We start from the raw sequence: 24,409 nt of genomic DNA, 5'->3' as shown, positions 1-24,409 counted from the left end.
ATGCTCGCTCCTACAGGGTCCCTTGAAATGAAGGGAACCCCGTACCTCATCGCGTTTTCAAATCTCTATCGGCGCCACTTCCCGATCAGGCAAAGGCGCCATTGCAGAGGAAATCCCGATGAACCGTCGACTTCTGCTCCTGATCGCCAGCCTCGTTCCCGGCCTGGCCGCTGCCGAAGGCTGTGACGTGCTGACGCGATCGCAAAGCGCTGCCGTCCCCGTGGTCGAAACCCACAGCTGTTATGAATACGAAGGCATGCCGGTCAATGCCATCGATTGGTCCTGCAGCAATGAGAGCAAGGACATGCTGGCCAGCACCAAGAAAAAGGTCGAACAGTGCGCCGATCACTATCAAGCCTCCTGCGTCGCTACGCTGACCCAGGAATCCCTGGCCAACCCACATTCCACCAGCAAGGACAAGAACAGCACGTCGCTGAACATTCCCGACAGCGCCAAGGTCACCACCTATTACTACGATGCGCAGCACATTGACCAGGCCAGGATCGATTGCGAGTCCGGTGGCGGACACTGGAAAGCCAGGTAGCGGCGAAAATTAAATGAACCCCGCGATTGCACGGCCACCTAACTGACTGACTATCAGGAGGTGGCTCATGCAAATAGAAACGCTATGGATCGTATCGGCGGCAGTGCTGCTGGCGCTTGAACTGTGGGCGATCAACCGGGTGCGCAAAAGCGCAGGGAACGCCAGCAACAAAGGGGTATGGATGGTGCTGATCGTGTTTGTACCGTTGATTGGCCTGGTACTGTGGGCCCTGGCGGGGCCCAAGCACGTTGCCCAGGCGTAATGCGGCGATTGACGTCCTGGGGCCGGTTCGTCAGAAGTTCGCCGGGGTGTTCGCACTGATGATTTCCGCCTCATCCGCGCCGATGTTCCTGAACCGGTGCGGCAAGGTCGTGGGGAAATAGTACCCGTCACCGGCATTGAGCACGCTGATCTGCCCGTCCACCGTCAGCTCGACGGTGCCACGGGTGACCAGCCCGCACTCCTCGCCTTCTGAGTGCACGATCGGCTCTTCGCCGGAACTGGCACCCGGCGCGTATTGTTCGCGCAACAGACGCATCTGCCGACTCGGCACGGACGCACCGATCAGCAGCAGCCGCAGGCCGTGGCGGCCGAGGTCCGGCTGTTCGTTGGCGCGAAAGACGTATTGATGCTCGCGCGGTGGCTGATCGAAGGTGAAGAAGTCGGCCAGGGACATGGGAATGCCTTCAAGCAGCTTTTTCAGCGAGCTGACGGAAGGACTGACGCGATTCTGTTCGATCAGGGAAATGGTGGCATTGGTGACGCCGCTACGCCGGGCCAGCTCGCGCTGGGACAGTTTGTAGCTTTCGCGTACTAATTTGAGTCGTGAGCCCGTGTCCATGACAGCCTTATGTGCTTGGTACGCAAGGGTAATGGGGGTGGAGAGCAGGCGTAGATCGCGCCGTTTTCCGGTCCCGGAAACGTGAAAGGCGGCTATTAAATCACGTTTGTGGGTGTTGCTGTAGGAGCTGCCGCAGGCTGCGATCTTTTGATCTTTGATCGTCAAAAGCAAGATCAAATGATCGCAGCCTGCGGCTGCTCCTACAGGGGTACGTGGTGTTTCAGGTAAAAAAGCCGGCAGTACCTGATTGGGGTGCCTGCCGGTGAGGTAAAGTCTAGATGCCGAAACGGTCGCGCAGCGAGTAGTACACGGCGCCGAGGGCGGTCAACGGAGCCGAGAAGGTGCGCCCGCCGATCATCGGCATGTGCGGCAAGGATGCAAACGCGTCGAAACGCTCGGCGTCGCCACGAATCATTTCCGAGATGAGCTTGCCGGCCAGGTGCGAGCACGTAACGCCGTGACCACTGTAGCCCTGCATGTAGTAGGCGTTTTTCTCGATACGGCCGAATTGCGGCATGCGCGACATGGTCAGCAGGAAGTTGCCGGTCCAGCGGTAGTCGATCTTCACATCCTTCAACTGCGGGAAGGTCTTGAGGATCTTCGGGCGGATCAGTTGTTCGATGTCGTCCGGCTCACGGGCGCCGTAGACCACGCCACCGCCGTAGAGCAGGCGGTTGTCGCGGGTCAGGCGGTAGTAGTCGAGCAGGTAGTTGCAGTCTTCGACGCAGTAGTTGTTGGTGATCAGGCTGCGGGCAACTTTTTCCGGCAGCGGTTCAGTCACAACGATCTGCGAACCGCACGGCATGCTCTTGCTGGTCACGCGATTGTCCAGGCCCTGCGGCAGGTAGGCGTTACCAGCGATCAGCAGGTACTTGGCCTTTACCACGCCTTTGGCGGTGCGCACGGTGATCGGCTCGCCGTAGGTGATTTCCACCGCCGCCGACTGCTCGTAGATCTTGCCGCCCAGGCCGATGATCGCCGAGGCTTCGCCGAGGGCCAGGTTCAACGGGTGAATGTGGCCGCCCTGCATGTCCAGCAGGCCACCGACGTAGGCATTGGAACCCACTTCGCGCTTGATGTCGGCAGCGTCGAGCATTGTCAGGTTCTTGTTGCCGTAGCGTTCCCAGCTCTTCTTCTGCTCGGCCAGGCCCTTGAGTTGCTTTTTGTTCATCGCCGCGAAGATGCCACCGGGACGGTAGTCGCACTGGATGTCGTAGTGCTGTATGCGCTGACGAATGATGTCCGCACCTTCGAAGATCATGCTGCCGAGGATTTCGGCGGTCTTGTCGCCGTAGCGCTCTTCGATGACATCGACGTCGCGGCTGTAGGAGTTGACCAGTTGCCCGCCGTTGCGACCGCTGGCGCCGAAGCCGACCTTGGCCGCTTCGAGCACGGTGACGCTGTAGCCCGCTTCGGCGAGGAACAGCGCCGAGGACAGGCCGGTGTAGCCGGCGCCGATCACGCAGACGTCGCAGTCAACCGCCCCTTCCAGTACCGGGAAATCGCCGGTGAAGTTGCGGGTGGCGGCGTAGTAGCTATTAACATGTGCTTGTTTCATAGGTTTCTCCGATGGGCACCGGCAAGAGGCCGGTGACCGTCGCTTTTTTATAGGTCTTAGAGCTTGATCCAGGTCGCCTTGAGTTCGGTGTACTTGTCGAACGCGTGCAGCGATTTGTCCCGACCGTTACCCGACTGCTTGAACCCGCCGAACGGCGCGGTCATGTCGCCGCCGTCATACTGGTTGACCCAGACGCTGCCGGCACGCAGGCCACGGGCGAAGGTGTGGGCCTTGCTCAGGTTGCTGGTCCACACGCCGGCGGCCAGGCCGAAGATGCTGTCGTTGGCGATCGCCAGGGCTTCTTCAGCGGTGTCGAAGGTGATGACCGACAGCACCGGGCCGAAAATTTCTTCCCGGGCGATGGTCATGGCGTTGGTCACGCCGTCGAAAACCGCCGGCTCCACGTACAGGCCACCGGTTTCTTCGAGGGTGCGCTGGCCGCCCGCGATCAACTCGGCACCCTGTTCCCTGCCGATATCGATGTAGCGCAATACGTTGTCCAGTTGACGCTGGTCGACGACCGCGCCGACGGTGGTCGAAGGATCAAGCGCATGCCCCGGCTTCCAGGCTTGCAGGGCTTCGACCAACAATGGCAAGAACTGCTCGCGGATCGAACGCTCCACCAGCAAGCGCGAACCGGCGGTGCAGACTTCGCCCTGATTGAAGGCAATGCCGCTGGCTGCCGCTTGTGCCGCCGCGCGCAGGTCCGGTGCATCGGCGAACACCACGTTCGGGCTTTTGCCCCCCGCTTCTGCCCAGACGCGTTTCATGTTGCTTTGCCCGGCGTAGATCATCAGTTGCTTGGCGATCGCCGTGGAGCCGGTGAAGGCCAGCACGTCGACGTCCATGTGCAACGCCAGCGCCTTGCCGACGGTGTGACCGTAGCCCGGCAAGACGTTGAAAACACCTTTCGGGATGCCCGCTTCCAGTGCCAGCTGCGCGATGCGAATGGCCGTCAGCGGCGACTTTTCCGAAGGCTTGAGGATGAACGAGTTACCTGCCGCCAGGGCCGGGGCGAATTTCCAGCTGGCCATGATCAGCGGGAAGTTCCAGGGCACGATGGCCGCGACCACGCCGGCCGGTTCGCGCGTCACCAGGCCAAGCTGATCGCGGGGCGTGGCAGCGACTTCGTCGTAGATCTTGTCGATGGCTTCGGCGGTCCAGCGAATCGCGTTGGCGGTCGCCGGAATGTCGACGTTCATCGAGTCGCTGATCGGCTTGCCCATGTCGAGGGTTTCAAGCAGCGCGAGCTCTTCCTGGTTGGCCAGGATCAAGTCGGCGAAGCGGATCAGCACGCGCTTGCGCTCGGCCGGAGCCAGGCTGGCCCAGACGCCGGATTCGAAGGTGCGACGGGCAACGGCGACGGCGGCGTTGGCATCGGCTTCGTCGGTGCTGGCCACATTCGCCAGGAAACGACCGTCCACCGGGCTGATGCATTCGAACGTGGCGCCGCTGGCGGCCGCGCAGTACTGGCCGTCGATGAAGGCGCGGCTTTCGATGTTGAGGGACTGGAAGCGTTGCTCCCAGTCGCTGCGAGTGATTGTCATGGTTGTGACTCGACGCAGGGGAATATGTAGTCGAACTGACCGGTCATCCAAGGATTTGAAAGACGGTCCCCTGTGGGAGCGAGCCTGCTCGCGAAAGCGGTGTGTCAGACAACATCAATGCTGACTGAACCGCCGCCTTCGCGAGCAGGCTCGCTCCCACAGTTGATCGGCGTGATCCGTCTTAAACGGTATGCAGGTACCAGTTGTACTCAAGGTCGGAGATGGAGTTCTCGAACTCGGCCAGCTCGCTTTCCTTGCACGCCACGAACACGTCGATGTACATCGGGTCGATATAACGGGCCATGACTTCGCTGTCGTCCAGCTCGCGCAGGGCATCGCGCAGGTTGTTCGGCAGGCTCTGCTCGTTCTGTTCGTAGCTGTTGCCTTCCACCGGGGCGCCAGGCTCGATCTGGTTGGTCAGGCCGTGGTGCACGCCGGCCAAAACCGAAGCCATCAACAGGTACGGGTTGGCGTCGGCACCGGCCACGCGGTGCTCGATGCGCACGGAGTCCGGTGAACCGGTCGGCACGCGAACCGCTACGGTACGGTTGTCGACGCCCCAGCTCGGCGAGTTCGGCACGTAGAACTGCGCGCCGAAACGACGGTAAGAGTTGACGTTCGGGCAAAGGAACGCCATCTGCGCCGGCAGGGTCTCGAGCACACCGCCGATCGCGTGACGCAGCGCGGCGTTCTGCTCGGGATCCTCGCTGGCAAAGATGTTGTTGCCTTCCTTGTCGAGAATCGAAATGTGTACGTGCAGACCGTTACCCGCCTGGCCTGGATACGGCTTGGCCATGAACGTGGTGTCCATCTCGTGGTCGTAGGCGATGTTTTTCACCAGACGCTTGAGCAGCACCGCGTAATCGCAAGCCTTTATAGGATCGGCCACGTGGTGCAGGTTGACTTCGAACTGCGCCGGGGCGCTTTCCTTGACGATGGCGTCAGCCGGGATGCCCTGCTCTTTCGCGCCTTCGAGGATGTCCTGCAGGCAGTCGACGTATTCGTCGAGGTCGTCGATCAGGTACACCTGGGTCGACATCGGACGCTTGCCGGACACCGGCGAACGCGGCGACTGTGGGCGACCGTTCACGTTGTCCTGGTCGATCAGGTAGAACTCCAGTTCGAACGCGGCGCAGATGGTCAGGCCCATGTCGTCGAACTTGCGCACCACATTTGCCAACACTTCCCGCGGGTCGGCGAAGAACGGCTGGCCTTCGAGCTCGTGCATGGTCATCAGCAGTTGCGCGGTTGGGCGCTTCTGCCATGGCTCGATGCTCAGGGTGCCAGGGATCGGATAGCAGATCCGGTCGGAGTCGCCGATGTCCAGGCCCAGGCCGGTGCTTTCCACCGTGGAGCCATTGATGTCCAGCGCAAACAGGGACGCTGGCAGGTTGATGCCTTTCTCGTAAACCTTATGAAGACTGGTGCGTTCGATGCGCTTGCCGCGCACCACACCGTTCATATCCGCAATCAGAAGGTCGACGTACAAAACCTCAGGATATTTCTTAAGGAATGCGTTTGCTTCGTTGAGTTGAACGGTACGCAGAGGGACCGACATGATGCACCTATTAGCTGTTAATTATTATGTTCACCGCCCTTTCACGTAGCCAGTCAATCCGAAAGGCAAAGTGAAGTCAATAGCGAACACACAGCCTTTAAGCGTTTATTTTCGGGCCTCTCAGAGGCACGAGAGTGCCAGATCATCCTTGAAACACGCGTAAATCCTCGTCTTCAGACGTGCGGCGTTTAGAATTTTTTACATGAGAGTTGTTAATTAAAATCAACAAGGCTAAGCTCCAGAAAAGCTCGTTCAAGTGTGAAACTTCGAGGTGATAAAAATGGCATTCAAGCCATTGATCGGCGTTACTGCATGCGTCAAACAGATTGGCCTGCACCCCTACCACGTCAGCGGTGACAAGTACTTGCGTGCTGTCAGCGTTGCCGCGCTGGGACTGCCCGTGGTCATTCCTTCCCTGGGCGACCTGACCGAAATCGAAGACCTGCTACCGCAGCTCGACGGTCTGTTGCTGACCGGCTCGCCGTCGAATGTGGAGCCCTTCCACTATCAAGGCCCCGCCAGCGCTCCCGGCACCGAACACGATCCCCAGCGGGATCAAACCACCCTTCCCCTGATTCGCGCGGCGATTGCCGCCGGCGTTCCGGTGCTCGGCATCTGCCGCGGCTTTCAGGAGATGAATGTGGCGTTCGGTGGCAGCCTGCATCAGAAGGTCCATGAACTGCCCGGCTTCCTCGATCATCGTGAAGCCGACCATCCCGACCTCGCGGTGCAATACGCACCGGCGCACGCCGTCGATGTGCAGCCCGGTGGTGTGTTCCAGGCGCTGGACCTGCCCCCGCAGTTCCAGGTCAATTCGATTCACAGCCAGGGCATCGACCGACTCGCGCCTGGCCTGCGCGCCGAAGCACTCGCGCCGGACGGATTGATCGAAGCGGTCTCGGTGGAGCACAGCAAGGCCTTCGCCCTCGGCGTGCAATGGCACCCGGAATGGCAGGTCCTGTCGAATCCGCCCTACCTGAGAATTTTCCAGGCGTTTGGTGACGCGTGCCGACAACGGGCGGCGCTGCGTAACTCGCGCTGACGTCATAAAAGATCAATCAATTTACTGCCCCCGTGGGTCTGGCGGGTGCGCTTGCGCGCATCCGTGACTCACGACAACAACACACTGCAATAACAACAAGTACCGCAGCCAGGAAGGCGGCACCGGATAAACCCGGACGGGGCATCCAGCGCAATCCCCTGTAGGAGCTGGCGAAGCCTGCGATCTTTTGATCTTGATTTTGAAAAGCAAAGTCAAAAGATCGCAGGCTTCGCCAGCTCCTACAGGGATCGCGACCCACTGACCGCTCGGGTTTGCAATCAACTATTAAGCCAGGCCGCGTTGGCCCGGCGAACGAAACCTGTTGGGAGTTTCACATGGCAAACGCCTCCAGCATCTACAGGAAGGCTCTTGAAGGTCACCAGGCACCGAAAAAGGTGTTGGTGAAAGTCGACCGCGTCACCAAGAAGTTCGACGAAACCACCGCAGTGGACGATGTGTCCCTGGAAATCCATCAGGGTGAAATCTTTGCCCTGCTCGGTGGTTCCGGTTCAGGTAAATCGACGCTGCTGCGCATGCTCGCCGGCTTCGAGCGCCCGACTGAAGGGCGCATCCTGCTCGACGGCGTGGACATCACCGACATGCCGCCGTACGAGCGGCCGATCAACATGATGTTCCAGTCCTATGCCCTGTTCCCGCACATGACCGTGGCGCAGAACATCGCCTTCGGCCTCAAGCAGGACCGGTTGCCCGCCAGTGAAATCGATGCCCGCGTCGAAGAAATGCTGCGCCTGGTGCACATGACCCAGTACGCCAAGCGCAAGCCGCATCAGTTGTCCGGCGGCCAGCGTCAGCGCGTGGCATTGGCCCGCTCCCTGGCCAAACGTCCAAAGCTGTTGCTGCTCGACGAGCCGATGGGCGCGCTGGATAAAAAACTGCGTTCGCAAATGCAGCTGGAGTTGGTCGAGATCATCGAGCGCGTCGGCGTGACCTGCGTCATGGTGACCCACGACCAGGAAGAAGCCATGACCATGGCCCAGCGCATTGCGATCATGCACCTGGGCTGGATCGCCCAGATCGGCAGCCCGGTGGACATCTATGAAGCGCCAGTCAGCCGCATGGTCTGCGAATTCATCGGCAACGTGAACGCTTTCGAAGGCACCGTAGTGGAAGATCTGGAAGGTCACGCGATCATTCACAGCACGGATCTGGAGCAGAAGATCTACGTCGGTCACGGCGTCAGCACCTCGGTGCAGGACAAGTCGATCACCTACGCCATTCGCCCGGAAAAACTGCTGGTCAGCACCACCAAGCCCGACACCCGCTACAACTGGTCCAGCGGCACCGTGCATGACATCGCCTACCTCGGCGGCCACTCGGTGTTCTACGTCAAGCTGCCTGGCGGCAAGGTCGTGCAATCGTTCATGGCCAACGCCGAACGCCGTGGCGCACGTCCGACCTGGGACGATCAGGTCTACGTGTGGTGGGAAGACGACAGCGGCGTGGTACTGCGCGCATGAGAACCTTCAATCAGCAATTCCTGCGCCTGGTGCCCAGCGGACGAAAACTGGTCATCGGCATTCCGTTCCTGTGGCTGTGCCTGTTCTTCATGCTGCCGTTCTTTTTGGTGATGAAGATCAGCTTCTCGGAAGCAGCCCTGGCCATTCCGCCCTACTCGGAGATCTACACCTACGCCGAGCAGAAATTCAATCTGTTGCTCAACATCGGCAACTACACGTTGCTGGGCGAAGATGAGCTGTACCTCTCGGCTTACCTCGGTTCGTTGAAGGTTGCGCTGTTCAGTACGCTGATGTGCCTGGTGATCGGTTTTCCGATGGCCTATGCCATTACCAAGGCAAGCAAGGAAGCACAGAACGTGCTGATGCTGCTGATCATGATGCCGACCTGGACCGCGATCCTGATCCGCGTGTATGCGTGGATGGGCATCCTCAGCAACAACGGCCTGCTCAACGGCTTTTTGATGTGGATCGGGCTGACCGATCACCCGATCGAGATCCTCAACACCAACACCGCCGTCTACATCGGCGTGGTGTATGCGTATCTGCCGTTCATGATCCTGCCGCTGTACGCCAACCTGGTCAAACACGACCAGAGCCTGCTGGAAGCGGCTTCGGACCTGGGTTCGAGCACCTTCAACAGCTTCTGGAAAATCACCGTGCCGCTGGCCAAGAACGGCATCATCGCCGGGTGCATGCTGGTGTTCATTCCAGTGGTCGGTGAGTTCGTGATTCCGGAGCTGTTGGGCGGTCCCGAGACCCTGATGATCGGCCGAGTGCTGTGGCAGGAGTTTTTCAATAACCGCGACTGGCCGGTGGCGTCCGCCCTGGCGGTGGTGATGCTGTTGATTCTGATCGTGCCGATTCTGCTGTTCAACCGCAGCCAGGCCAAAGAGATGGAGGCACGGGGATGAAACGCTTCGGATTTTCAAAGTTCATGCTGGTTTTCGGCCTGTCGTTTATCTACCTGCCGATGCTGATCCTGGTGATCTACTCGTTCAACGCCTCCAAGCTGGTGACGGTGTGGGGTGGCTGGTCGTTCAAGTGGTACGCCGGCCTGCTCGACAACTCGCAACTGATGGGCTCGGTGGTGCGTTCGCTGGAAATCGCCTGCTACACCGCGATTGCCGCGGTGGCGCTGGGGACATTGGCTGCATTCGTGCTGACCCGCGTCACGCGCTTCAAGGGCCGCACGCTGTTCGGTGGCCTGGTGACCGCGCCGCTGGTGATGCCGGAAGTGATCACCGGTCTGTCGCTGTTGCTGCTGTTCGTGGCCATGGCGCAAATGATCGGCTGGCCGATGGAGCGTGGCATCGTGACGATCTGGATCGCCCACACCACGTTTTGTGCCGCCTACGTGGCAGTGGTAGTCTCCGCGCGCCTTCGCGAGCTGGACCTGTCCATCGAAGAAGCGGCCATGGACCTGGGTGCGAAACCGTTCAAGGTGTTCTTCCTGATCACCATCCCGATGATCGCGCCGTCACTGGCGGCCGGCGGCATGATGTCGTTTGCCCTGTCGCTGGATGACCTAGTACTGGCGAGCTTCGTCTCGGGCCCGGGTTCCACCACCCTGCCGATGGAAGTGTTCTCGGCGGTGCGCCTGGGCGTGAAGCCGGAGATCAACGCCGTGGCCAGCCTGATCCTGTTGGCTGTGTCGATCGTGACCTTCATGGTCTGGTACTTCAGCCGCCGCGCCGAAGCCAGCCGTAAACGGGCGATCCAGGAAGCGATGGACCAGACTGCCAGCGAATCCTGGCAACAACCGAAAAAGCAAATGGTCGGAGCAACGGCCTAGCACCACCCCCTGTAGGAGCGAGCATGCTCGCGATGGACGTCAACGATGGCTTGGGCAATCTGAATGAACGCGTTGTCCTTGAGTTTTTCGTCGGAACGCCGCCCGGAGCAGGCTCGCTCCTACAAGGATTTGAATAAGAAAAGAAATGGAGTTGTACATGAAAATGTTTGGCAGGACTCTGCTGACACTGTCCTTATTGGGCGTGATCGCCTCGGGCGCCCAGGCCAATGACAAGGTTCTGCGCGTCTATAACTGGTCGGATTACATTGCCCCGGACACCGTCAAGAAGTTCGAAGACGAGACCGGCATCCGCGTGACCTACGATGTCTTCGACAGTAACGAAACCCTTGAAGCTCGCTTGCTGGCGGGCAAGTCCGGCTACGACATCGTCGTGCCGTCCAACAGTTTCCTGGCCAAGCAGATCAAGGCCGGGGTCTATCAGGAGCTGGACAAGTCGAAGCTGCCCAACTGGCAGAACCTCAATCCGGTGCTGCTGAAAAACGCCTCCGCCAGCGACCCGGACAACGCCCATGCCTTCCCGTACATGTGGGGCTCGATCGGCATCGGCTTCAACCCGCAGAAGGTCAAGGATGTGCTTGGCGCCAACGCCCCGACCAACTCCTGGGACCTGCTGTTCAAACCGGAAAATGCTGAAAAACTCAAAGCCTGCGGCATCAGTTTCCTCGACTCGCCCACCGAGATGATCCCGGCCGCCCTTCACTACCTGGGCTACCCGGTGAACGACAAGGACAAGGCGCACATCGCCGAAGCCGAAGCACTGTTCATGAAAATCCGCCCATCGGTGGCGTACTTCCATTCCTCGAAGTACATCTCGGACCTGGCCAACGGCAACATCTGCGTGGCCGTCGGTTACTCCGGCGATGTGCTGCAGGCCAAGGCTCGCGCCCAGGAAGCCGGGGACAAGGTGAAGATCGACTACAGCATCCCGAAAGAAGGCGCCGGCAGTTTCTACGACATGGTCGCCATCCCGCGCGATGCCGCCAACGTCGAGAACGCCTACCTGTTCATGAACTTCCTGATGCGCCCGGACATCATCGCCGAGATCACCAACAACATCGGCTACAGCAACGCCAATGCGGCCGCAACGCCGTTGGTGGATGAGGCGATTCGCAATGAGCCGGGTTCGTATCCGCCCGAAGCGGTGATGGCAACCTTGTATGCCATCCCTGACCAGCCGATTGCGGTACAGCGGATCATGACCCGGGGTTGGACCAAGGTGAAACTCGGCCAGTAATTCACTGCACATAAGTGTTGAACTTGATGCCGCTTTCGCGAGCAGGCTCGCTCCCACAATGGAATACGTCCCCCTGTGGGAGCGAGCCTGCTCGCGAAGAGGCCATAACATTCAACCTGGATTTCAGCTTTAGCTTTTCTATTCATGCAGCGCCTTACCACCGCTGCATCCCTCACCTGGCTCCTCGGTTAAGGTGAAGTTTGGCGCCCTCGGGCGCCTTTTTTTGTGATCGTTCCCACGCTCTGCGTGGGAATGCAGTCCGGGACGCTCCGCGTTCCAGCTTTAAGTCAAACACCCCCCAACGGCCATTCGGCCAGCGCCCGGTAACGGCCCTTGTGCGATTCGAACAACGCGAAGCGATCAGCACGCAGGACAAACTCGGGTGGCGTGGGAGACTCCGGCACCGGCGCCCGATAGTCTCGAGCCAAGGTCAAGTGCGGGCGAAATTCCCGTGGTGCATCCTCAAGGCCAAAGGGCAACAGGGCCTGCTCCAGGTCATACACCAGCCGCAACAACGCGGGCGATGCCTGCTCGGGTGCCAACACCAAGACCCCTGCCCTGCGCCAGACGTCGAGTCGATCGAGCTCCACGGTCAAGCGTTCGCCCGACGTTCGTACAGACGCGGCAGCCGTGCAGATATCGGCAATCTGCGCGATCGCGACCGCCCCCAGAAACTTCAAGGTCAGATGAAAGTTCTCGACCGGCACCGCACGTCCGCTGCGCAGTTGCAAGGCGCTGCGCCACTGGGCGATGGCCTTGCGTTGCGCCGGCGCGCAGCCGAGCGCGAAAAACAAGCGCTTGAACGGCTCATGGGTTTCGTCATTCATGCCAGATATCTCTGCCGGAAATAACCTGAGTCTACAACCTGCAAGGCCGCTTCTGGCGTCTGCCGGCATGCAAGTTATAGTTGATGCAGGCGAACCAACCGGAGGGAAGCATGCGACAGATCCTCAGTAAGGAACCCTGGTGGGCCACCCCCCCAGAACCCGGTCAGGATGAACTCAAGCTGGAATGGGGCTGGCTGGTGCATTACAGCGAAGGCGAGCCGCGCTTCGAGTTTGTCCGCGAGCGACCGTCCGATGACGAAATCCGCAACCGCAAGAGTTGCCGGATCACCCCGGCGGCGGAGTGATCCGGCGGTTCGGATCAAGCCTTCACGATCATTTCGAAACCGCCGAAGATCATCCTTTGACCATCGAATGGCATGGGATTGACGTCCGGTTGCACCCGCGGATCGCTCATCAGTTTCGCCATCCCGGCGTCACGCGTGGGCTTGTCCGGCCAGACGATCCAGGAAAACACCACGGTTTCGTTCTCTTTGAGTTTCACCGCCATGGGAAACGAGGTCACCTTGCCGTCAGGCACGTCGTCACCCCAACACTCGGCGAGGCTGAGCGCGCCGTTCTCGATGAAAATGGCAGCGGCCATCTCGGCGTGCTTGCGGAATTTTTCGCGGTTGGCGGTGGGTACGGCAATGACAAAGCCATCAACATAGGACATGAGGTTCTCCTTGGGTCATGGGTTGATCTGTTGATTAGTCGACTGGGTCGGGCTCCAATCGACAGACCCTGGGTCCGTACCGACCGACGGTTGGGCGCTTTGCGCCAGGCTCCCCTCTATCTGCGAGGCCATGTACAAGGTGCCCGCCATCACACCGGTGGTCGGGTTCTGCAGCAGCTTGGTCCAGGCCTTGTCGAACGTGTTGCCCAGGCTGCTGCGGATCAACGCTTCGCTGTCCGGTCGATCGTTGGCCTGGATGATCGCCCGAACGCCCGCGACGCCGACGGAAATCAACGCGCCGGCCAACTTGCCCGCTGCCGCCGCTACCGCACTGGCCGCCCCACGCGGGGCCATCTCGGCTTCGATGCGTTGACTGGCGCGCTTGGCCACCGGTGCCATGGCGGTGTCCGTCGAGCCCACACCCTTGTCGCCACCGGCCTTGTGGACCTTGTCGACCAGCGCGGCGTACGCCGGCAACGCGCTCAACTGCTCAGCATGCACCACCTGGTACAGCGAGGCGTCCCTGGCGGGCGGCGGCCCGAGGGCAATCGCGGGAACTTTGCGGATGCGACCATTGAGCTGCGCCATCGGCACGCCATGACGTTGGGAAATTTTCTGCAGTTCTTCCTTCATTATGTCCAGGTAGAACGCCGCTGCCAGGGTGAGAATCGCATCCGGATCCACCTCAAGCGCCGCCGGAGCCAGCACCTTTTCCTGGTACTTCTCCAGCAGATACGCTGCCAGGCGTTTCTCCGTGGCATCCTGCTCGCCCTTGGCACTGATGGTGTACCAACTGACCTTCATCGATAGCCATTCCTGGGTCCAGTAACTGCTGAACCAAGGAATGAAATTTTCTTCGGTCAGCTGATAGACCCGGGTGCGCCAGTAATCCATGGCGCCGTGGGCGTAGATTTTTGCCTGCTCGGTGGCCGACTGCGACGCATCGATAATTTCCCGGTCCACTTGCTGCCAGGTACTCGGAGAAATCATGATCTGCGGCACTTCTACCGGGGCAGGCGGAGCCGTGACGCATCCCGCCAACACTACCAGCACGGCGACGATCAGCGAACGCAGGTTCAAGATCGCGGTTCCTGAAGTGTAAGCCGAACGGGAGGTTCGGCGCTCTGAGGCCCCTGGTTTGAGTATAGGTGGCGGCGGGTAGCCGCTCAGGATTGATGGTGCTCTTGAGGCCGCCATCGTGGGCAAGCCCGCTCCCACAATGGTTACAGGTGTACACAACAATCGTGTTCCAACCCGATCCCCTGTAGGAGCGGGCTTGCCCGCGATGGGGCCATCAGAAACACCCACAACATCAGACCATCACTCCCATCGATATTCACCATCGCCACGATTGCCTTCCGCCCACGCACCGTCAGCGTAGGATCAGTTCCAACCCAACACAAAACCCTGTAGCGGAGGGTAGAACCATGCTGATCCATCTCCTGACCTGCCTGGCCCTGACGGCCTTCACGTTAAGCGTATTCGGCTGGTTCTTTCTCTCTGAGGAGCGCACGTCATGATCACCAACGTCACCTTGGCCGTGAGCTTTCCGGTGTTCGGCAACAACTACTACTCGCAGCAATTCGAGTCTCGTAAAGTATTGACCCTGATGTTCGACGAAAAATTCGAGGCACTGCTGATTCCGGCAGCCGGTCATCACTTCAGTAACGAAGTGATCGGGCTCAACGATCAGTTCCGCTTTCTCAATGACGTATTGGCCGAGCATTTGCTGGCAACCGAAGTCGCCTCTAGCGCCCGCCGGCATCAATACTTCTGAGAAGCTGACCCAGCCCCTCTGCAAAACAGGTCGGTTTTTCCAACGAAAAATGCCTCAGCAATCGACTGTTGTCGGCGAGAGAGTGCCTGATGTCACCGGATCGCGGCGCATCGTAGGCCAGCGAAAGCGGCCAACCCAGCAGTTCGCCCAGCATCGTCGCCAGATCGTTCAAGCTGGTGGAGCGGTTAAACCCGACATTGATCGGTTCATTACGCGGTTTTGATTCAGTGACCGCCTGTACCAGGATCTTGACCAGGTCATTGACATAGACGAAGTCCCTTGTTTGCTCCCCATCACCATAAACGGTGATGGGGAGTTTTTTTTGTGCCCGTTCGCTGAAAATACTGATGACGCCGGAATAAGGCGACGAAGGATCCTGGCGCGGTCCATAAATATTGAAGAAGCGCAGGATGACCGGTTCCAGTCCGTGCTGGCGGCGATAGAAATCAAGGAAGTGTTCGCTGGCCAGTTTGTCGGCGGCGTACGGCGTCAGGGGATTTTTTGGTGTGTCTTCACTGATCGCGGTGCCTTCGCCGTTGTTGCCGTAAATCGCTGCACTGGAGGCGTAGACCACCCGCCTTACACCTGCCTGGCGCATGGCTTCACAGATATTGAGCGTACCGATGAAGTTGCTCTGGTGCGTGGCGATCGGGTCATCGACCGAGGCCTGCACCGAGGCGACTGCGGCCAGATGGACCACCGCGGTGCAGTCTTTCATGGCGCGCGCTACCGTCGAGGCATCGGCGACATCCCCCACTACCAAGGTCAAATGACAACGATCAATCGGCAGGTTGGATAATTTCCCGGTGGAAAGATCATCCAGGACTCGAACGCTGTAGCCGTATTCGAGCAGGGCTTCGACAAGGTGCGAGCCGATGAAGCCGGCGCCACCGGTGACCAGGATTCGCTCAGCAGTCATCATCATTGAGCCTCCGATACGCGGGTGCTGGGGTTTTGTGGTCGATCCATTGCAATCAAGTCCCCTAATTGGTTGATGAACTCACGGCTGTCACTGAGCAGTTGTGGCCAGTCAGTGGGAAAACGAACATTCAACGGCAATTGATCAATGCGCCAACGAGGCGACAGCGGCTGATCAAACCGCGCGGCGACCTGCAAGCCCATTTCGCTGGCTGCGAACGGCCCGCGCAATACTGTTGGCGTGCGACCCGCGCTGTCGACTGCCTGGACCACATGAGCGCTCAACCACTCGCCGTCCGGCATGCGTACCCGCAGCGGTTGACCAATCGCGGCGTAGCTGATGTTCAACGGTTCCAGATAAATCCACAGCAGCGGGTCTTCCAGTCGCTCGATGCGCATCAGCAATGTGCCAGCACCAACGTTCTCGCCGGGATTGACCAGTACTTCCGCCACGCGTCCACTTTGCGCGGCGTTGATCGGTAGCGCGGCAAGGCGAGTCTTCAACCACTGTTGCTCGGCCTGCTGTTGGATAACATCGCGCTCAACGCTCAACGGCGCCTGGTTAGCCAATTGTTCACGGCGCTCGAATGCCAGCAGGTCCGCCCTGAAACCGTCGAGTTCTGATTTGGCCGTCAACACTTCACCGGGAGACACAGCACCTCGATAAACCAGGTCTTCGAGCACCTTCACCCGTTCCTGGGCGCGGCCTATGCGGGTCTGCAGCAATGCCCGTTCGCTGCCGCCCAATTTGATATTGCGCGCAGGCTTGGTATTGGTCGGCATGGCCGCCAGTTGCGATAACCTGGCGCGCCATTCCGGGTTGTCGAGATTGACCAGGGGCTGGTCAGCCCGGACCTGATCACCGGCCTTGACGAACAGTTGCTCGACCCGACCGGTATCACGCGCACGCACCTCAAGAATCGGCAGGCGCAACTGTGCCGGCGCGTCGATCATCAGCATGCCGTAGACCAGCTTGCCTCCCAGCCAGATCAACGGGCTGGCGACCAGCAGCAGGATCAGGTACCAGCGCACGCGAAAGGCCATGCGTTTGCCTGGCGCGTAGAGCACGGTCAAACCCTGTTCCTGAGTCGGACTCAATTCTTTACGACTATCGAAACGAATCTTCATGACGGCTCACCGTTTTGGAAAGTCTCGCCAGGCTTGCCAGTCGATGCCGGCAATCCCCAGGGGTTGCAGTTGCTCACGCCAGACACTGCTCTGGTGTTGCAACTGTTCGGTCGACGCGCCGGCCCAGGATTCCGTGGCATCCAGTTGTGGCTCCGTGCTTTGGGCGAGGCGAAATTGCAGTTCGGGCCAGCGCCGGGCTATCTGCTCTGCCATCCGAGCGCTGTTTTTTGGGTTGCGGGTGTAAATCATCAGGCTGACCTGGCGCACACCGGCGGCGGGAAGCCCGCATGGCACGCAGGTTTGTCCGGGCTTGGTCTCGGCGAACCAGCGATGATGGCTGGAAATCTCGACCGGCCAAGGGCTCTCTCGGGATGCCGCGCGCAAGGTATCGAGCAAGTCCTTCAAACGCTGGTCAGGCACAGGCACGCCCAACTGCTCGACCTCCAGGTCAAGGTGCAGGCTGGTGAATGAAAGCCCTTTGAGTTTGTCCAGCAGCTCGGTGAGCTGGTGGCGCTCCTGCGGCTTCATCCATTCAGGATCGCCCAGCAACAGGCTCACTTGCAGCCCCTCGCCGGCTGCCTCCTGCAGCAATTGCTCAAGGCGCTGGCGCGTCGTGGCGAGGTCCTCCAACTGCGCGCCCTTGAGGCCAAGATAAATCTTGTCCATTCCGGCTCTGCGCAGGGCCGTCAATTCTGCCGCGCGATGATCGGGATCGAGCAATACCTCGCTGTCCCAGACATAACTGGCCTGGGACCATTTTTGTGCCTGTGCCGCTTCAAGCGTCATGGGTTGTACCGCCAGCAACACCGTGGGCATCCACAGCGACGCGGCCAGAATTATCGATCGCATGTCAAAACCTCGTGGCACGTTTAAGCACCCACCATGGCGCCATCGAGCTTTCTTCATGGCCGCGACGAAACATCTCGTTGAGCATGGCCACGACGCTCCAGCACCGCAGGAGCAGCATGAACATCGGGAACAGAGGCACCAGCAACCCCAGCACCATGTCCTGTCGAGGCCGGTCGGAGACCATCACCAGCATGGCTGCGAACATCAGCAGGGTGATCAACAGGTACAGCAGGTAGATCAGCGCAAACAGGAACAACAGCGTCTTGCCCGGCAGGATGAACAGCGCCAGCAAGGTATAAATGAAGATGACAAACGGCAGCACCAACTGGAAGAAAAAGCCCGTGATCAGGATCATCACAAAGGTGGGCCAGCCCAATAATGTGGGGCTGATATTGTGGTTGTGCTTTCTGATATAGAGAAAAAACAGGTCGCCATCCCAGCGCAAGCGCTGCATCAGAAACTGGCTCAGCGTCGCCGGTGCATCGGTATGTCCTACCGCTTCGGGCTCGAACGGAATCCTCAGGTCATGCCGCTTGAAGTAACTCTTGATGCGCAACGTCAGGTCCAGATCCTCCGCGGTGTGCGTGTTCCAGCCACCGATTTTCACCAGGAAACTGCGACGGAACGCGCCAAAGGCCCCGGAAACGTTATTGACCAGGTTCCATTCGGCCAGACCGATTTTCGACATATGGATCGACAGCAGGTACTCCAGCGCCTGCATCGCTGTCACCCAGGAACCCCAGACATTGCGCACACGCAGGCTACCGGCTACCGCAGGCACCTTAGGGTCCTCGAAATGCCGCACGATGGAAGCGACCATGTTGTTGTCGAAGGATGTATCGCCATCGAGCGCCATCACGATTTCGCCGCCGGCAAGCGACAGGCCGGCGTTGAGGGACGACACCCTGCCACCCCTCTGCCATTTGGCGATCGGCCGTAAATGGCGCTTGGGGTATAACTGCGGGTCTACATGGAAATTGCGAACGGCGCTGAGTGTGGCCTGGTTCACCGTGGCGCCATCCACCACCGGGATCATCTCGATGTGGCCGCCATAGGTTTGCTCACACAGGCTCAACAGCGTGGTCTGAACGTCCATGCCCTCGCTGTAGCAGGTAATGATGCAAGAGACCTTGGGTCGGTAAATACTGATCTTCGGAACACTGGTACGCCGACGGGTGAACCAACGCAATATGCCCAGCAACACGATGATGATCATGGGCAGTTCGAACAGGATGAACGCTGGAAAAAGCATGTAGAACAAGCGGCTCAATCCATCCGGCCCTGCGAGCGCGCTGAGTGCACTCAAGAGTTGCTCCAGGAATGGGCTCATGCCGTGTCACCCAGCTCACCGGCCATACGCGCCAGTAACAGCTCGCCATCTTCTTGATCGAGTAGATCCCGGGGTGCAGTGATACTGATGACACGCAAGGTAATGTCGCTGACCTCCGGCGCTGAAAACAATTCGGCGACCCGACCCAAGCGGCGCTTGACGACTTCCAGCCCCTTCTCGTCGGTATGGGGAAGCATGATCCAGAAGAATTCTTCGGTACTGCGCGAGCAACGGTCCGTTTCCCTGACAGATTCCTGCAATCGATCGGCCACGCTATCTATAAAGGCATGGCCGCGTTGTTCGCCCAGGTGCGACAACGCACCGGCAAGGTTGACGAAGCGCAGGCCGATCAGTGAAAACTCAGGCACCGGGTGGCGACGCACGATCTGCATCTGCCAGGTCAGCAAATCATAGAAGTCCTTGCCACCTAACAGACTGAGCCGACCGAAATGCTCAACCGTCTTTTCACTGAACTCCTGGCGGCAGCGGAATCGCCCGGCCTCGGACAGGCGCAGATCCCTGACTTCCCGTATGCGCAACTTGTCGGGTGTGTGTGACAGGCCGCAATCCAGGCAGCGCGCCTGCACCTCGGCATCGACAAAAAACGCCTGACACGACCGGCAACGATAATTCTCCATCGGGCGGTCGTAATCGCTACCAATGTGGCGCAGCCGGTTCAAACAGTTGGGGCACAGCAACACCCCGTCCTTGAGAAATGACTCCTGTGCGCCAACATGACCACAGGTAAAACAATGCAATGAAGGTTGCCGTGCAATGTCCATGGCGTGACATTCGGTACACACATCAATGTAATTGAGGCGGCCCGAACCACAATCCGAACAGAGCCGGACGCGATCCACCAGAACCCCCTCTTCCAGCCAGTCCTGTTGCACCATCAGGCTGAGCCAGACGAACGCGTTGACCTGCTCGCTGTCTGCCAGGGCGTCCAGCAACGGATAACGATAGTGCTGAGGCACCTCCGGATCGCGTAAGGCAAGCAACTGAGCGCCTTCGCGCAACCACAGCCAGGAAAGCACCCGGCTTTCGAAACGTTCGGGGGCCGAGCCATGTTCGAACAGCCGGAAGCGTTCCTGCCACACGCTCCAGAGCCTTTTTATTTCGCTAGTCTCGACGGGACACGCGCCATCGCCCAAGGCTTCACACCAGCCATCCTGATCACGGCAGCAGAAAATCAGCGTGTAGCGGTAAGGGGCAAGCGTGCGCAATTTTCGTAGCACTTTGCCAGCATACGCGGCTGGCATGTCCAGTAACACCACATCAAATGCTTCGGCAGCCAGCAAGCTGCCCAGATCGGTAAAGTGCTCAAGCTCTGGAAGATTCAGGCTCGGAACTCTGTTACCGAATATCGCAACCCTGGGGTTTGAAGTCGGCATGACGCACGTCCTCTACAAACAGACAAGTGCGGTTAATTGGAGGAAGGAACACTAGCATCACATTTGCGAAGTGTCCGATTTTATTGTTCAAGTTATTTTTTGACTCGGCCAGCGCCAAAAATTCGTCGCCATTCGTCGATAAATTCTGACGCGGCATTCATGAGACAGACGGCGCCTTCAATACAAACAAATTATTACAAAAAAACGTTTTAAATCAAAAATTTAAACATTGTAATTAAGAAAAAGCCCTATCAATCAAAACTACCGGTGAGCATCGAACATTGATAGCTTCAAGCGCCCCAATTGCAACTGAGAGACTCTTCCAATTACTCAGAATAACTTCCCAACACACTATGACCCACGAATACCGCAAACAATCTTATAAGTTCAAAGTTTTTTATATCATCGAAGCCGAGACATATAACCAAACCAAAACATATCCGCAAACAGTTACAACAATGATACAGCCATTACTTTAATATCAAATCAGGTAAATACAAGTGAATCGGTAGTTAATCAAAAGTACAAACTTCCCGCAGACAGCCACGCAGCCATCGATGCACTGGGTCGGCATTCAGTCGGGGATGCCAGATCATGGCCAGGGAAAATGGAGGCAGTGACAATGGCAGTGCAAAGCTGTGCATACCGCACCGCAGATTGGCAGTATGCCGCTCGGGCACACTGGCAATCAGATCGCTCGATCGGGCAAGTGCCAGTGCCGTCGAGAAGCCGGCGACCATGGTCGCGATGTGCCGTTGCAACCCGAGCAGCTCCAGGGCTTCGTCAATCGACCCCTTGTCCAGTCCTCGCCGTGACACGCTGATGTGGTCGTGCGCGGCAAAACGCGCGGGCGTTATCTCGCCATCGCACAGCGGGTGCCCCGTGCGCACCACGCCGATGAAACGATCGCGGAACAATCCCTGGGTAAGCAGTTCCGGGCTCGCGGCCTGGCCCACCACACCCGTTTCCAGATCGACCGTACCGTCGCGCAGTGCAGCGCTGTCCTTGTCGGGCTTGTGCATGAAGCGCAGGCGTATGCCCGGCGCTTGTTCAGCGACGCGGGCGATCAGCGCGGCGCCGAAGTTTTCGACAAAGCCTTCGCTGGTGCGCAACGTGAATGTGCGCACCAAGTGCATGAGGTCAGGTTGTTCGGCCGGGCGCAGCATCGCTTCTGCCTCCTGCACAAGCTGACCAACCCGCTCGCGCAACTCCAGCGCACGCGGTGTAGGCACCAGGCCACGCCCGGCCCTGACCAGCAGCGGATCGCCAGTGGTTTCACGCAGTCGCGCCAGGGCCCTGCTCATCGCCGATGGACTCAGGCGCAGGCGCTTGGCGGCACGGGCGACGCTGCCTTCTGTCAGGAGCGCATCAAGGGTAGTCAGCAAGTTGAGATCGGGTGTGGACATACGTGGCCCCATGGTCGGCTGATGTGGCGCTGTATGCATGTATCAAGTGCGATTCGTGCGCCTTCCGCCATGTTAGGCCCGGGCGTAGATTTCTGGTAGCTCCAATCGGGAGTGACCAGAGAGGAGAACATCATGAATGACGGATCTGCAGTCGCGGCAGTTGCTCAACGGACGCCTTCGGTGAAAGGGACGCTGGCCAGCCTGTCGTTGGCAATGTTGTTGTCATCGCTGGGCACCAGCATCGCCAACGTCGGCCTGCCATCCCTGGCCCAGGCATTCAGCGCGTCCTTTCAACAAGTGCAGTGGGTCGTCATCGCCTACCTGCTGGTCATTACCACCTTGATCGTCAGCGTCGGTCGATTCGGTGACCTGGTCGGTCGACGCCGCCTGTTGCTGTGCGGCATTGCCCTGTTCACATTGGCTTCGGCCTGCTGCGCACTGGCGCCCAATCTCGGTCTGCTGATCGCTGCCAGGGCGCTGCAAGGCCTGGGCGCGGCAATCATGATGGCGTTGACCCTGGCGTTTGTCGGCGAGACGGTGGCCAAGGGCAAGACTGGCGGCGCCATGGGCCTGCTGGGGACGATGTCGGCCATTGGCACCGCGCTGGGCCCGGCGCTCGGCGGTGTGCTGATCGGCGAATTCGGCTGGCGTTCGATGTTCCTCATCAGCGTGCCTCTGGGCATGGCGACATGGCTGCTCGCGCAACGCTACTTGCCCGATGATCGCCCGGCGCAATCCGGGCGTACGGGGTTCGATCCGGCAGGCACGCTGTTGCTGGCCCTGAGCCTCGCCGCCTATGCCCTGGCCATGACCCTTGGACGCGCGCACTTCGGCCTGCCGAATATCGTCCTGCTGCTGGCGGCCTGCCTGGGTCTCGGATTGTTCGTGCGGGTTGAATCGCGGGTCGCGGCACCCCTGGTGCGCCTGGCCTTGTTTCGTGACAGCCGCCTCAGCGGCAGCCTCGCCATGAGCCTGCTGGTGACCACCGTAATGATGGCCACGCTGCTGGTCGGGCCGTTCTACCTTTCACAGACCCTGCGGTTGTCGGCAATGGAGATCGGCCTGGTGTTGTCGGTCGGGCCACTGGTCGCCGCGCTGACCGGCGCGCCCGCCGGGCGCATCGTCGACCGTTGCGGAGCCCCTGGCATGACCCTCGCCGGGCTCTTGGGCATGGCGCTGGGCTGCTTGATGTTGTCGCTCGTGCCCGAGTCGTTCGGCGTGGGCGGCTACCTCGCCCCCATGGTCGTCCTCACCCTGGGCTATGCGGTGTTCCAGACCGCCAACAACACCGCCGTGATGCTCGACGTTGCGCCTGATCAACGCGGTGTAGTGTCTGGCCTGCTCAACCTTTCGCGCAACCTGGGGCTGGTCACCGGGGCCTCGGCCTTGAGCGCCGTGTTCGCCTTGGCCTCAAGGGCGGTCGACATCGGCACCGCGCATCCGCAGGCCATCGCCAGCGGCCTGCGCACGACGTTTCTGGTCGCGCTGGGGCTGATCGTCGTCGCCTGCCTGATCGCATGGCGCAGGCAGGCTAACGGGCGGTAAACGCGATTACTGCTCCAGTACCACCAGCGGTGTGTCCTTCTTGACGATGTAGGTCGCCAGTTCCGACGCCTTGCCCTGGCCGACATTCTTGGCCACATGGGCGGTGCCGGCGGGGATGTACAAGGAGTCACCGGCCTTGAGCGTAACGGCCGGTTGCCCTTCGAGCTGATACTCGAAGGTGCCGTCGATGACGTAGGCCACTTCCACCCCGGGGTGCGAGTGTTTCGGCGACACCACGCCCGGGTCGAAATCAACGCGCACCTGGATGACTTCGCGCCCGGCGACATCCAGGTCACGGCGCACCAGGTCCGTGCGCTTGAGGCCGGCCTGCCAGTTTTTCGCCGGCGGCTGACCCGCCTCCTGGGCTTGGGCAAGGCCGGTGAAAGCGGTCAATGTTGCAGTGACGAGGGCAACGCCGAGCAGGCCTGCCGCGTAGCGGGTGGGGGTTCGGGACATGCTGATTCTCCGGTGTGCGTTAGGTAAAAGCCGTTAGGGGGCGGTTGCATTACGCACTCGCCGTGTAACGCCTTCGTGTCCTCTCACCCCGGTTTTTGTATGCGACTGTAGCTTTGTGAATGGCGGATACGTTGCGATACGTCTTGCGGATGATCGGGAACTTGGGGTGTAGATCCAGCGCTACGGTAACGGCCACTTAGGGTTCCGCTATTACAGCGGGTCACTTTGAAAAGCGGCACGCCGCCCGGGCTGGAGCGAGCATGTCGAATCGTCGCACCGTCGCGATGGAGGTCAACGATGACGCGGCCTGTCTGGATGAACGCGTTGTCTGGAAGTCCATCGCGAGCAGGCTCGCTCCCACAATGGAATCGCGGACAGACCTGCAATCAGGTCGGCTTTAAGGCCGCCTCGCTTTTGCTGTTGCTTTGGCTTTTGATTTTCTTGCCCCCTCGAGAGGCCGAGTGGAGGTTCTGCGCAGTGGGTAAACCGGC

Annotated in this window: 24 protein-coding genes; 10 read left to right on the top strand and 14 right to left on the bottom strand. The window is 59.7% G+C overall.

The window, feature by feature from the left end:
- The first annotated feature begins 118 nt into the window (after positions 1–118).
- Positions 119–544, top strand: a complete 426-nt coding sequence (locus PG5_RS17430) for a hypothetical protein (protein ID WP_020798447.1) — start codon at positions 119–121, stop codon at positions 542–544.
- A gap of 67 nt (positions 545–611) precedes the next feature.
- A complete protein-coding gene (locus PG5_RS17425; protein ID WP_020798446.1) occupies positions 612–806 on the top strand; it encodes a PLDc N-terminal domain-containing protein in 195 nt (64 codons plus the stop codon).
- A gap of 30 nt (positions 807–836) precedes the next feature.
- Here the strand turns inward: PG5_RS17425 and PG5_RS17420 are convergent, their stop codons facing one another.
- From PG5_RS17420 to PG5_RS17405, 4 genes are all read right to left on the bottom strand, one after another.
- Complete coding sequence (locus tag PG5_RS17420) at positions 837–1,385, bottom strand: cupin domain-containing protein (RefSeq protein ID WP_007895886.1); 549 nt, start codon at positions 1,383–1,385, stop codon at positions 837–839.
- Between the two features lie 274 nt (positions 1,386–1,659).
- On the bottom strand, positions 1,660–2,943 hold the full coding sequence (locus PG5_RS17415) for an FAD-binding oxidoreductase (protein ID WP_020798445.1): 1,284 nt from the start codon (positions 2,941–2,943) through the stop codon (positions 1,660–1,662).
- 56 nt (positions 2,944–2,999) lie between these two features.
- Positions 3,000–4,490 (bottom strand): aldehyde dehydrogenase, encoded by a 1,491-nt coding sequence (locus tag PG5_RS17410; RefSeq protein WP_020798444.1) that lies wholly within the window; start codon positions 4,488–4,490, stop codon positions 3,000–3,002.
- Positions 4,491–4,671: 181 nt separating this feature from the next.
- Complete coding sequence (locus PG5_RS17405; protein WP_020798443.1) at positions 4,672–6,048, bottom strand: glutamine synthetase family protein; 1,377 nt, start codon at positions 6,046–6,048, stop codon at positions 4,672–4,674.
- A 280-nt stretch (positions 6,049–6,328) separates the two neighbouring features.
- On the opposite strand from PG5_RS17405, the gene PG5_RS17400 reads away from it, so the two are divergent.
- The 5 genes from PG5_RS17400 to PG5_RS17380 all read left to right on the top strand — a co-directional run bounded on the left by PG5_RS17400 (position 6,329) and on the right by PG5_RS17380 (position 11,615).
- Entirely contained in the window at positions 6,329–7,090 is a 762-nt protein-coding gene (locus PG5_RS17400) for a gamma-glutamyl-gamma-aminobutyrate hydrolase family protein (RefSeq protein WP_020798442.1), read from the top strand.
- Between the two features lie 335 nt (positions 7,091–7,425).
- Positions 7,426–8,568 carry a polyamine ABC transporter ATP-binding protein gene (potA, locus tag PG5_RS17395; protein ID WP_020798440.1) on the top strand — a complete coding sequence of 381 codons (1,143 nt, stop codon included), beginning with the start codon at positions 7,426–7,428 and terminating at the stop codon, positions 8,566–8,568.
- Between the two features lie 29 nt (positions 8,569–8,597).
- Positions 8,598–9,479: an ABC transporter permease subunit gene (locus tag PG5_RS17390; RefSeq protein ID WP_162831853.1), complete on the top strand. Its 882-nt coding sequence runs from the start codon at positions 8,598–8,600 to the stop codon at positions 9,477–9,479.
- The gene (locus PG5_RS17385) at positions 9,476–10,360 is read left to right on the top strand and encodes an ABC transporter permease subunit (protein WP_020798439.1); all 885 of its coding nucleotides are present in this window, start codon (positions 9,476–9,478) and stop codon (positions 10,358–10,360) included. The genes PG5_RS17390 and PG5_RS17385 overlap by 4 nt, the downstream gene beginning before the upstream one ends.
- 157 nt (positions 10,361–10,517) lie before the next feature.
- On the top strand, positions 10,518–11,615 hold the full coding sequence (locus PG5_RS17380; protein WP_020798437.1) for a polyamine ABC transporter substrate-binding protein: 1,098 nt from the start codon (positions 10,518–10,520) through the stop codon (positions 11,613–11,615).
- Positions 11,616–11,902: 287 nt separating this feature from the next.
- Here PG5_RS17380 and thpR read toward each other — a convergent pair whose 3' ends face one another.
- Positions 11,903–12,442, bottom strand: a complete 540-nt coding sequence (thpR, locus tag PG5_RS17375; RefSeq protein ID WP_020798435.1) for an RNA 2',3'-cyclic phosphodiesterase — start codon at positions 12,440–12,442, stop codon at positions 11,903–11,905.
- Between the two features lie 110 nt (positions 12,443–12,552).
- Between thpR and PG5_RS17370 the strand changes: the two genes are divergently transcribed.
- Positions 12,553–12,747, top strand: coding sequence for a hypothetical protein (locus PG5_RS17370; RefSeq protein ID WP_020798434.1), 195 nt, complete (start codon positions 12,553–12,555; stop codon positions 12,745–12,747).
- 14 nt (positions 12,748–12,761) lie between these two features.
- On the opposite strand, the gene PG5_RS17365 is transcribed toward PG5_RS17370, so the two are convergent.
- Both PG5_RS17365 and PG5_RS17360 read right to left on the bottom strand, forming a co-directional pair.
- A complete protein-coding gene (locus PG5_RS17365; protein ID WP_020798433.1) occupies positions 12,762–13,115 on the bottom strand; it encodes a DUF1428 domain-containing protein in 354 nt (117 codons plus the stop codon).
- Positions 13,116–13,130: 15 nt separating this feature from the next.
- Entirely contained in the window at positions 13,131–14,195 is a 1,065-nt protein-coding gene (locus PG5_RS17360; RefSeq protein ID WP_020798432.1) for a hypothetical protein, read from the bottom strand.
- Between the two features lie 436 nt (positions 14,196–14,631).
- Here PG5_RS17360 and PG5_RS17350 point away from each other — a divergent pair, with 436 nt between their 5' ends.
- Entirely contained in the window at positions 14,632–14,892 is a 261-nt protein-coding gene (locus tag PG5_RS17350; protein WP_020798431.1) for a hypothetical protein, read from the top strand.
- On the opposite strand, the gene PG5_RS17345 is transcribed toward PG5_RS17350, so the two are convergent.
- The 6 genes from PG5_RS17345 to PG5_RS17320 form a co-directional block, all read right to left on the bottom strand.
- A complete protein-coding gene (locus PG5_RS17345; RefSeq protein WP_033039621.1) occupies positions 14,864–15,811 on the bottom strand; it encodes an NAD-dependent epimerase/dehydratase family protein in 948 nt (315 codons plus the stop codon). The genes PG5_RS17350 and PG5_RS17345 overlap by 29 nt on opposite strands.
- A 2-nt stretch (positions 15,812–15,813) precedes the next feature.
- Positions 15,814–16,938: an HlyD family secretion protein gene (locus PG5_RS17340; RefSeq protein ID WP_020798429.1), complete on the bottom strand. Its 1,125-nt coding sequence runs from the start codon at positions 16,936–16,938 to the stop codon at positions 15,814–15,816.
- Between the two features lie 6 nt (positions 16,939–16,944).
- A complete protein-coding gene (locus PG5_RS17335; protein ID WP_020798428.1) occupies positions 16,945–17,787 on the bottom strand; it encodes a hypothetical protein in 843 nt (280 codons plus the stop codon).
- A gap of 1 nt (position 17,788) precedes the next feature.
- Positions 17,789–19,117 (bottom strand): glycosyltransferase, encoded by a 1,329-nt coding sequence (locus tag PG5_RS17330; protein WP_042955470.1) that lies wholly within the window; start codon positions 19,115–19,117, stop codon positions 17,789–17,791.
- On the bottom strand, positions 19,114–20,511 hold the full coding sequence (locus PG5_RS17325) for a diguanylate cyclase domain-containing protein (protein WP_020798426.1): 1,398 nt from the start codon (positions 20,509–20,511) through the stop codon (positions 19,114–19,116). Before PG5_RS17325 ends, PG5_RS17330 begins: the two co-directional genes overlap by 4 nt.
- A gap of 512 nt (positions 20,512–21,023) precedes the next feature.
- Positions 21,024–21,917, bottom strand: coding sequence for a LysR family transcriptional regulator (locus PG5_RS17320; protein ID WP_020798425.1), 894 nt, complete (start codon positions 21,915–21,917; stop codon positions 21,024–21,026).
- Positions 21,918–22,049: 132 nt separating this feature from the next.
- On the opposite strand from PG5_RS17320, the gene PG5_RS17315 reads away from it, so the two are divergent.
- Positions 22,050–23,462, top strand: a complete 1,413-nt coding sequence (locus tag PG5_RS17315) for an MFS transporter (protein WP_020798424.1) — start codon at positions 22,050–22,052, stop codon at positions 23,460–23,462.
- A gap of 6 nt (positions 23,463–23,468) precedes the next feature.
- On the opposite strand, the gene PG5_RS17310 is transcribed toward PG5_RS17315, so the two are convergent.
- Positions 23,469–23,918, bottom strand: coding sequence for a cupin domain-containing protein (locus PG5_RS17310; RefSeq protein WP_020798423.1), 450 nt, complete (start codon positions 23,916–23,918; stop codon positions 23,469–23,471).
- Positions 23,919–24,409: the final 491 nt, after the last annotated feature.

It is taken from the genome of Pseudomonas sp. G5(2012) (assembly GCF_000408945.1).
Taxonomy (GTDB): Bacteria; Pseudomonadota; Gammaproteobacteria; order Pseudomonadales; family Pseudomonadaceae; genus Aquipseudomonas; species Aquipseudomonas umsongensis.
Note: the sequence above shows the minus strand (reverse complement) of the source record. Positions and strands in the feature narration are given on the sequence as shown.

What these genes read in the sequence shown, in the direction of transcription:
- PG5_RS17430 (WP_020798447.1), top strand. Translation starts at nt 119, where the DNA reads ATGAACCGTCGACTTCTGCTCCTGATCGCCAGCCTCGTTCCCGGCCTG.
- PG5_RS17425 (WP_020798446.1), top strand. Translation starts at nt 612, where the DNA reads ATGCAAATAGAAACGCTATGGATCGTATCGGCGGCAGTGCTGCTGGCG.
- PG5_RS17420 (WP_007895886.1), bottom strand. Translation starts at nt 1,385, where the DNA reads ATGGACACGGGCTCACGACTCAAATTAGTACGCGAAAGCTACAAACTG.
- PG5_RS17415 (WP_020798445.1), bottom strand. Translation starts at nt 2,943, where the DNA reads ATGAAACAAGCACATGTTAATAGCTACTACGCCGCCACCCGCAACTTC.
- PG5_RS17410 (WP_020798444.1), bottom strand. Translation starts at nt 4,490, where the DNA reads ATGACAATCACTCGCAGCGACTGGGAGCAACGCTTCCAGTCCCTCAAC.
- PG5_RS17405 (WP_020798443.1), bottom strand. Translation starts at nt 6,048, where the DNA reads ATGTCGGTCCCTCTGCGTACCGTTCAACTCAACGAAGCAAACGCATTC.
- PG5_RS17400 (WP_020798442.1), top strand. Translation starts at nt 6,329, where the DNA reads ATGGCATTCAAGCCATTGATCGGCGTTACTGCATGCGTCAAACAGATT.
- potA (WP_020798440.1), top strand. Translation starts at nt 7,426, where the DNA reads ATGGCAAACGCCTCCAGCATCTACAGGAAGGCTCTTGAAGGTCACCAG.
- PG5_RS17385 (WP_020798439.1), top strand. Translation starts at nt 9,476, where the DNA reads ATGAAACGCTTCGGATTTTCAAAGTTCATGCTGGTTTTCGGCCTGTCG.
- PG5_RS17380 (WP_020798437.1), top strand. Translation starts at nt 10,518, where the DNA reads ATGAAAATGTTTGGCAGGACTCTGCTGACACTGTCCTTATTGGGCGTG.
- thpR (WP_020798435.1), bottom strand. Translation starts at nt 12,442, where the DNA reads ATGAATGACGAAACCCATGAGCCGTTCAAGCGCTTGTTTTTCGCGCTC.
- PG5_RS17370 (WP_020798434.1), top strand. Translation starts at nt 12,553, where the DNA reads ATGCGACAGATCCTCAGTAAGGAACCCTGGTGGGCCACCCCCCCAGAA.
- PG5_RS17365 (WP_020798433.1), bottom strand. Translation starts at nt 13,115, where the DNA reads ATGTCCTATGTTGATGGCTTTGTCATTGCCGTACCCACCGCCAACCGC.
- PG5_RS17350 (WP_020798431.1), top strand. Translation starts at nt 14,632, where the DNA reads ATGATCACCAACGTCACCTTGGCCGTGAGCTTTCCGGTGTTCGGCAAC.
- PG5_RS17345 (WP_033039621.1), bottom strand. Translation starts at nt 15,811, where the DNA reads ATGACTGCTGAGCGAATCCTGGTCACCGGTGGCGCCGGCTTCATCGGC.
- PG5_RS17340 (WP_020798429.1), bottom strand. Translation starts at nt 16,938, where the DNA reads ATGAAGATTCGTTTCGATAGTCGTAAAGAATTGAGTCCGACTCAGGAA.
- PG5_RS17335 (WP_020798428.1), bottom strand. Translation starts at nt 17,787, where the DNA reads ATGCGATCGATAATTCTGGCCGCGTCGCTGTGGATGCCCACGGTGTTG.
- PG5_RS17330 (WP_042955470.1), bottom strand. Translation starts at nt 19,117, where the DNA reads ATGAGCCCATTCCTGGAGCAACTCTTGAGTGCACTCAGCGCGCTCGCA.
- PG5_RS17325 (WP_020798426.1), bottom strand. Translation starts at nt 20,511, where the DNA reads ATGCCGACTTCAAACCCCAGGGTTGCGATATTCGGTAACAGAGTTCCG.
- PG5_RS17320 (WP_020798425.1), bottom strand. Translation starts at nt 21,917, where the DNA reads ATGTCCACACCCGATCTCAACTTGCTGACTACCCTTGATGCGCTCCTG.
- PG5_RS17315 (WP_020798424.1), top strand. Translation starts at nt 22,050, where the DNA reads ATGAATGACGGATCTGCAGTCGCGGCAGTTGCTCAACGGACGCCTTCG.
- PG5_RS17310 (WP_020798423.1), bottom strand. Translation starts at nt 23,918, where the DNA reads ATGTCCCGAACCCCCACCCGCTACGCGGCAGGCCTGCTCGGCGTTGCC.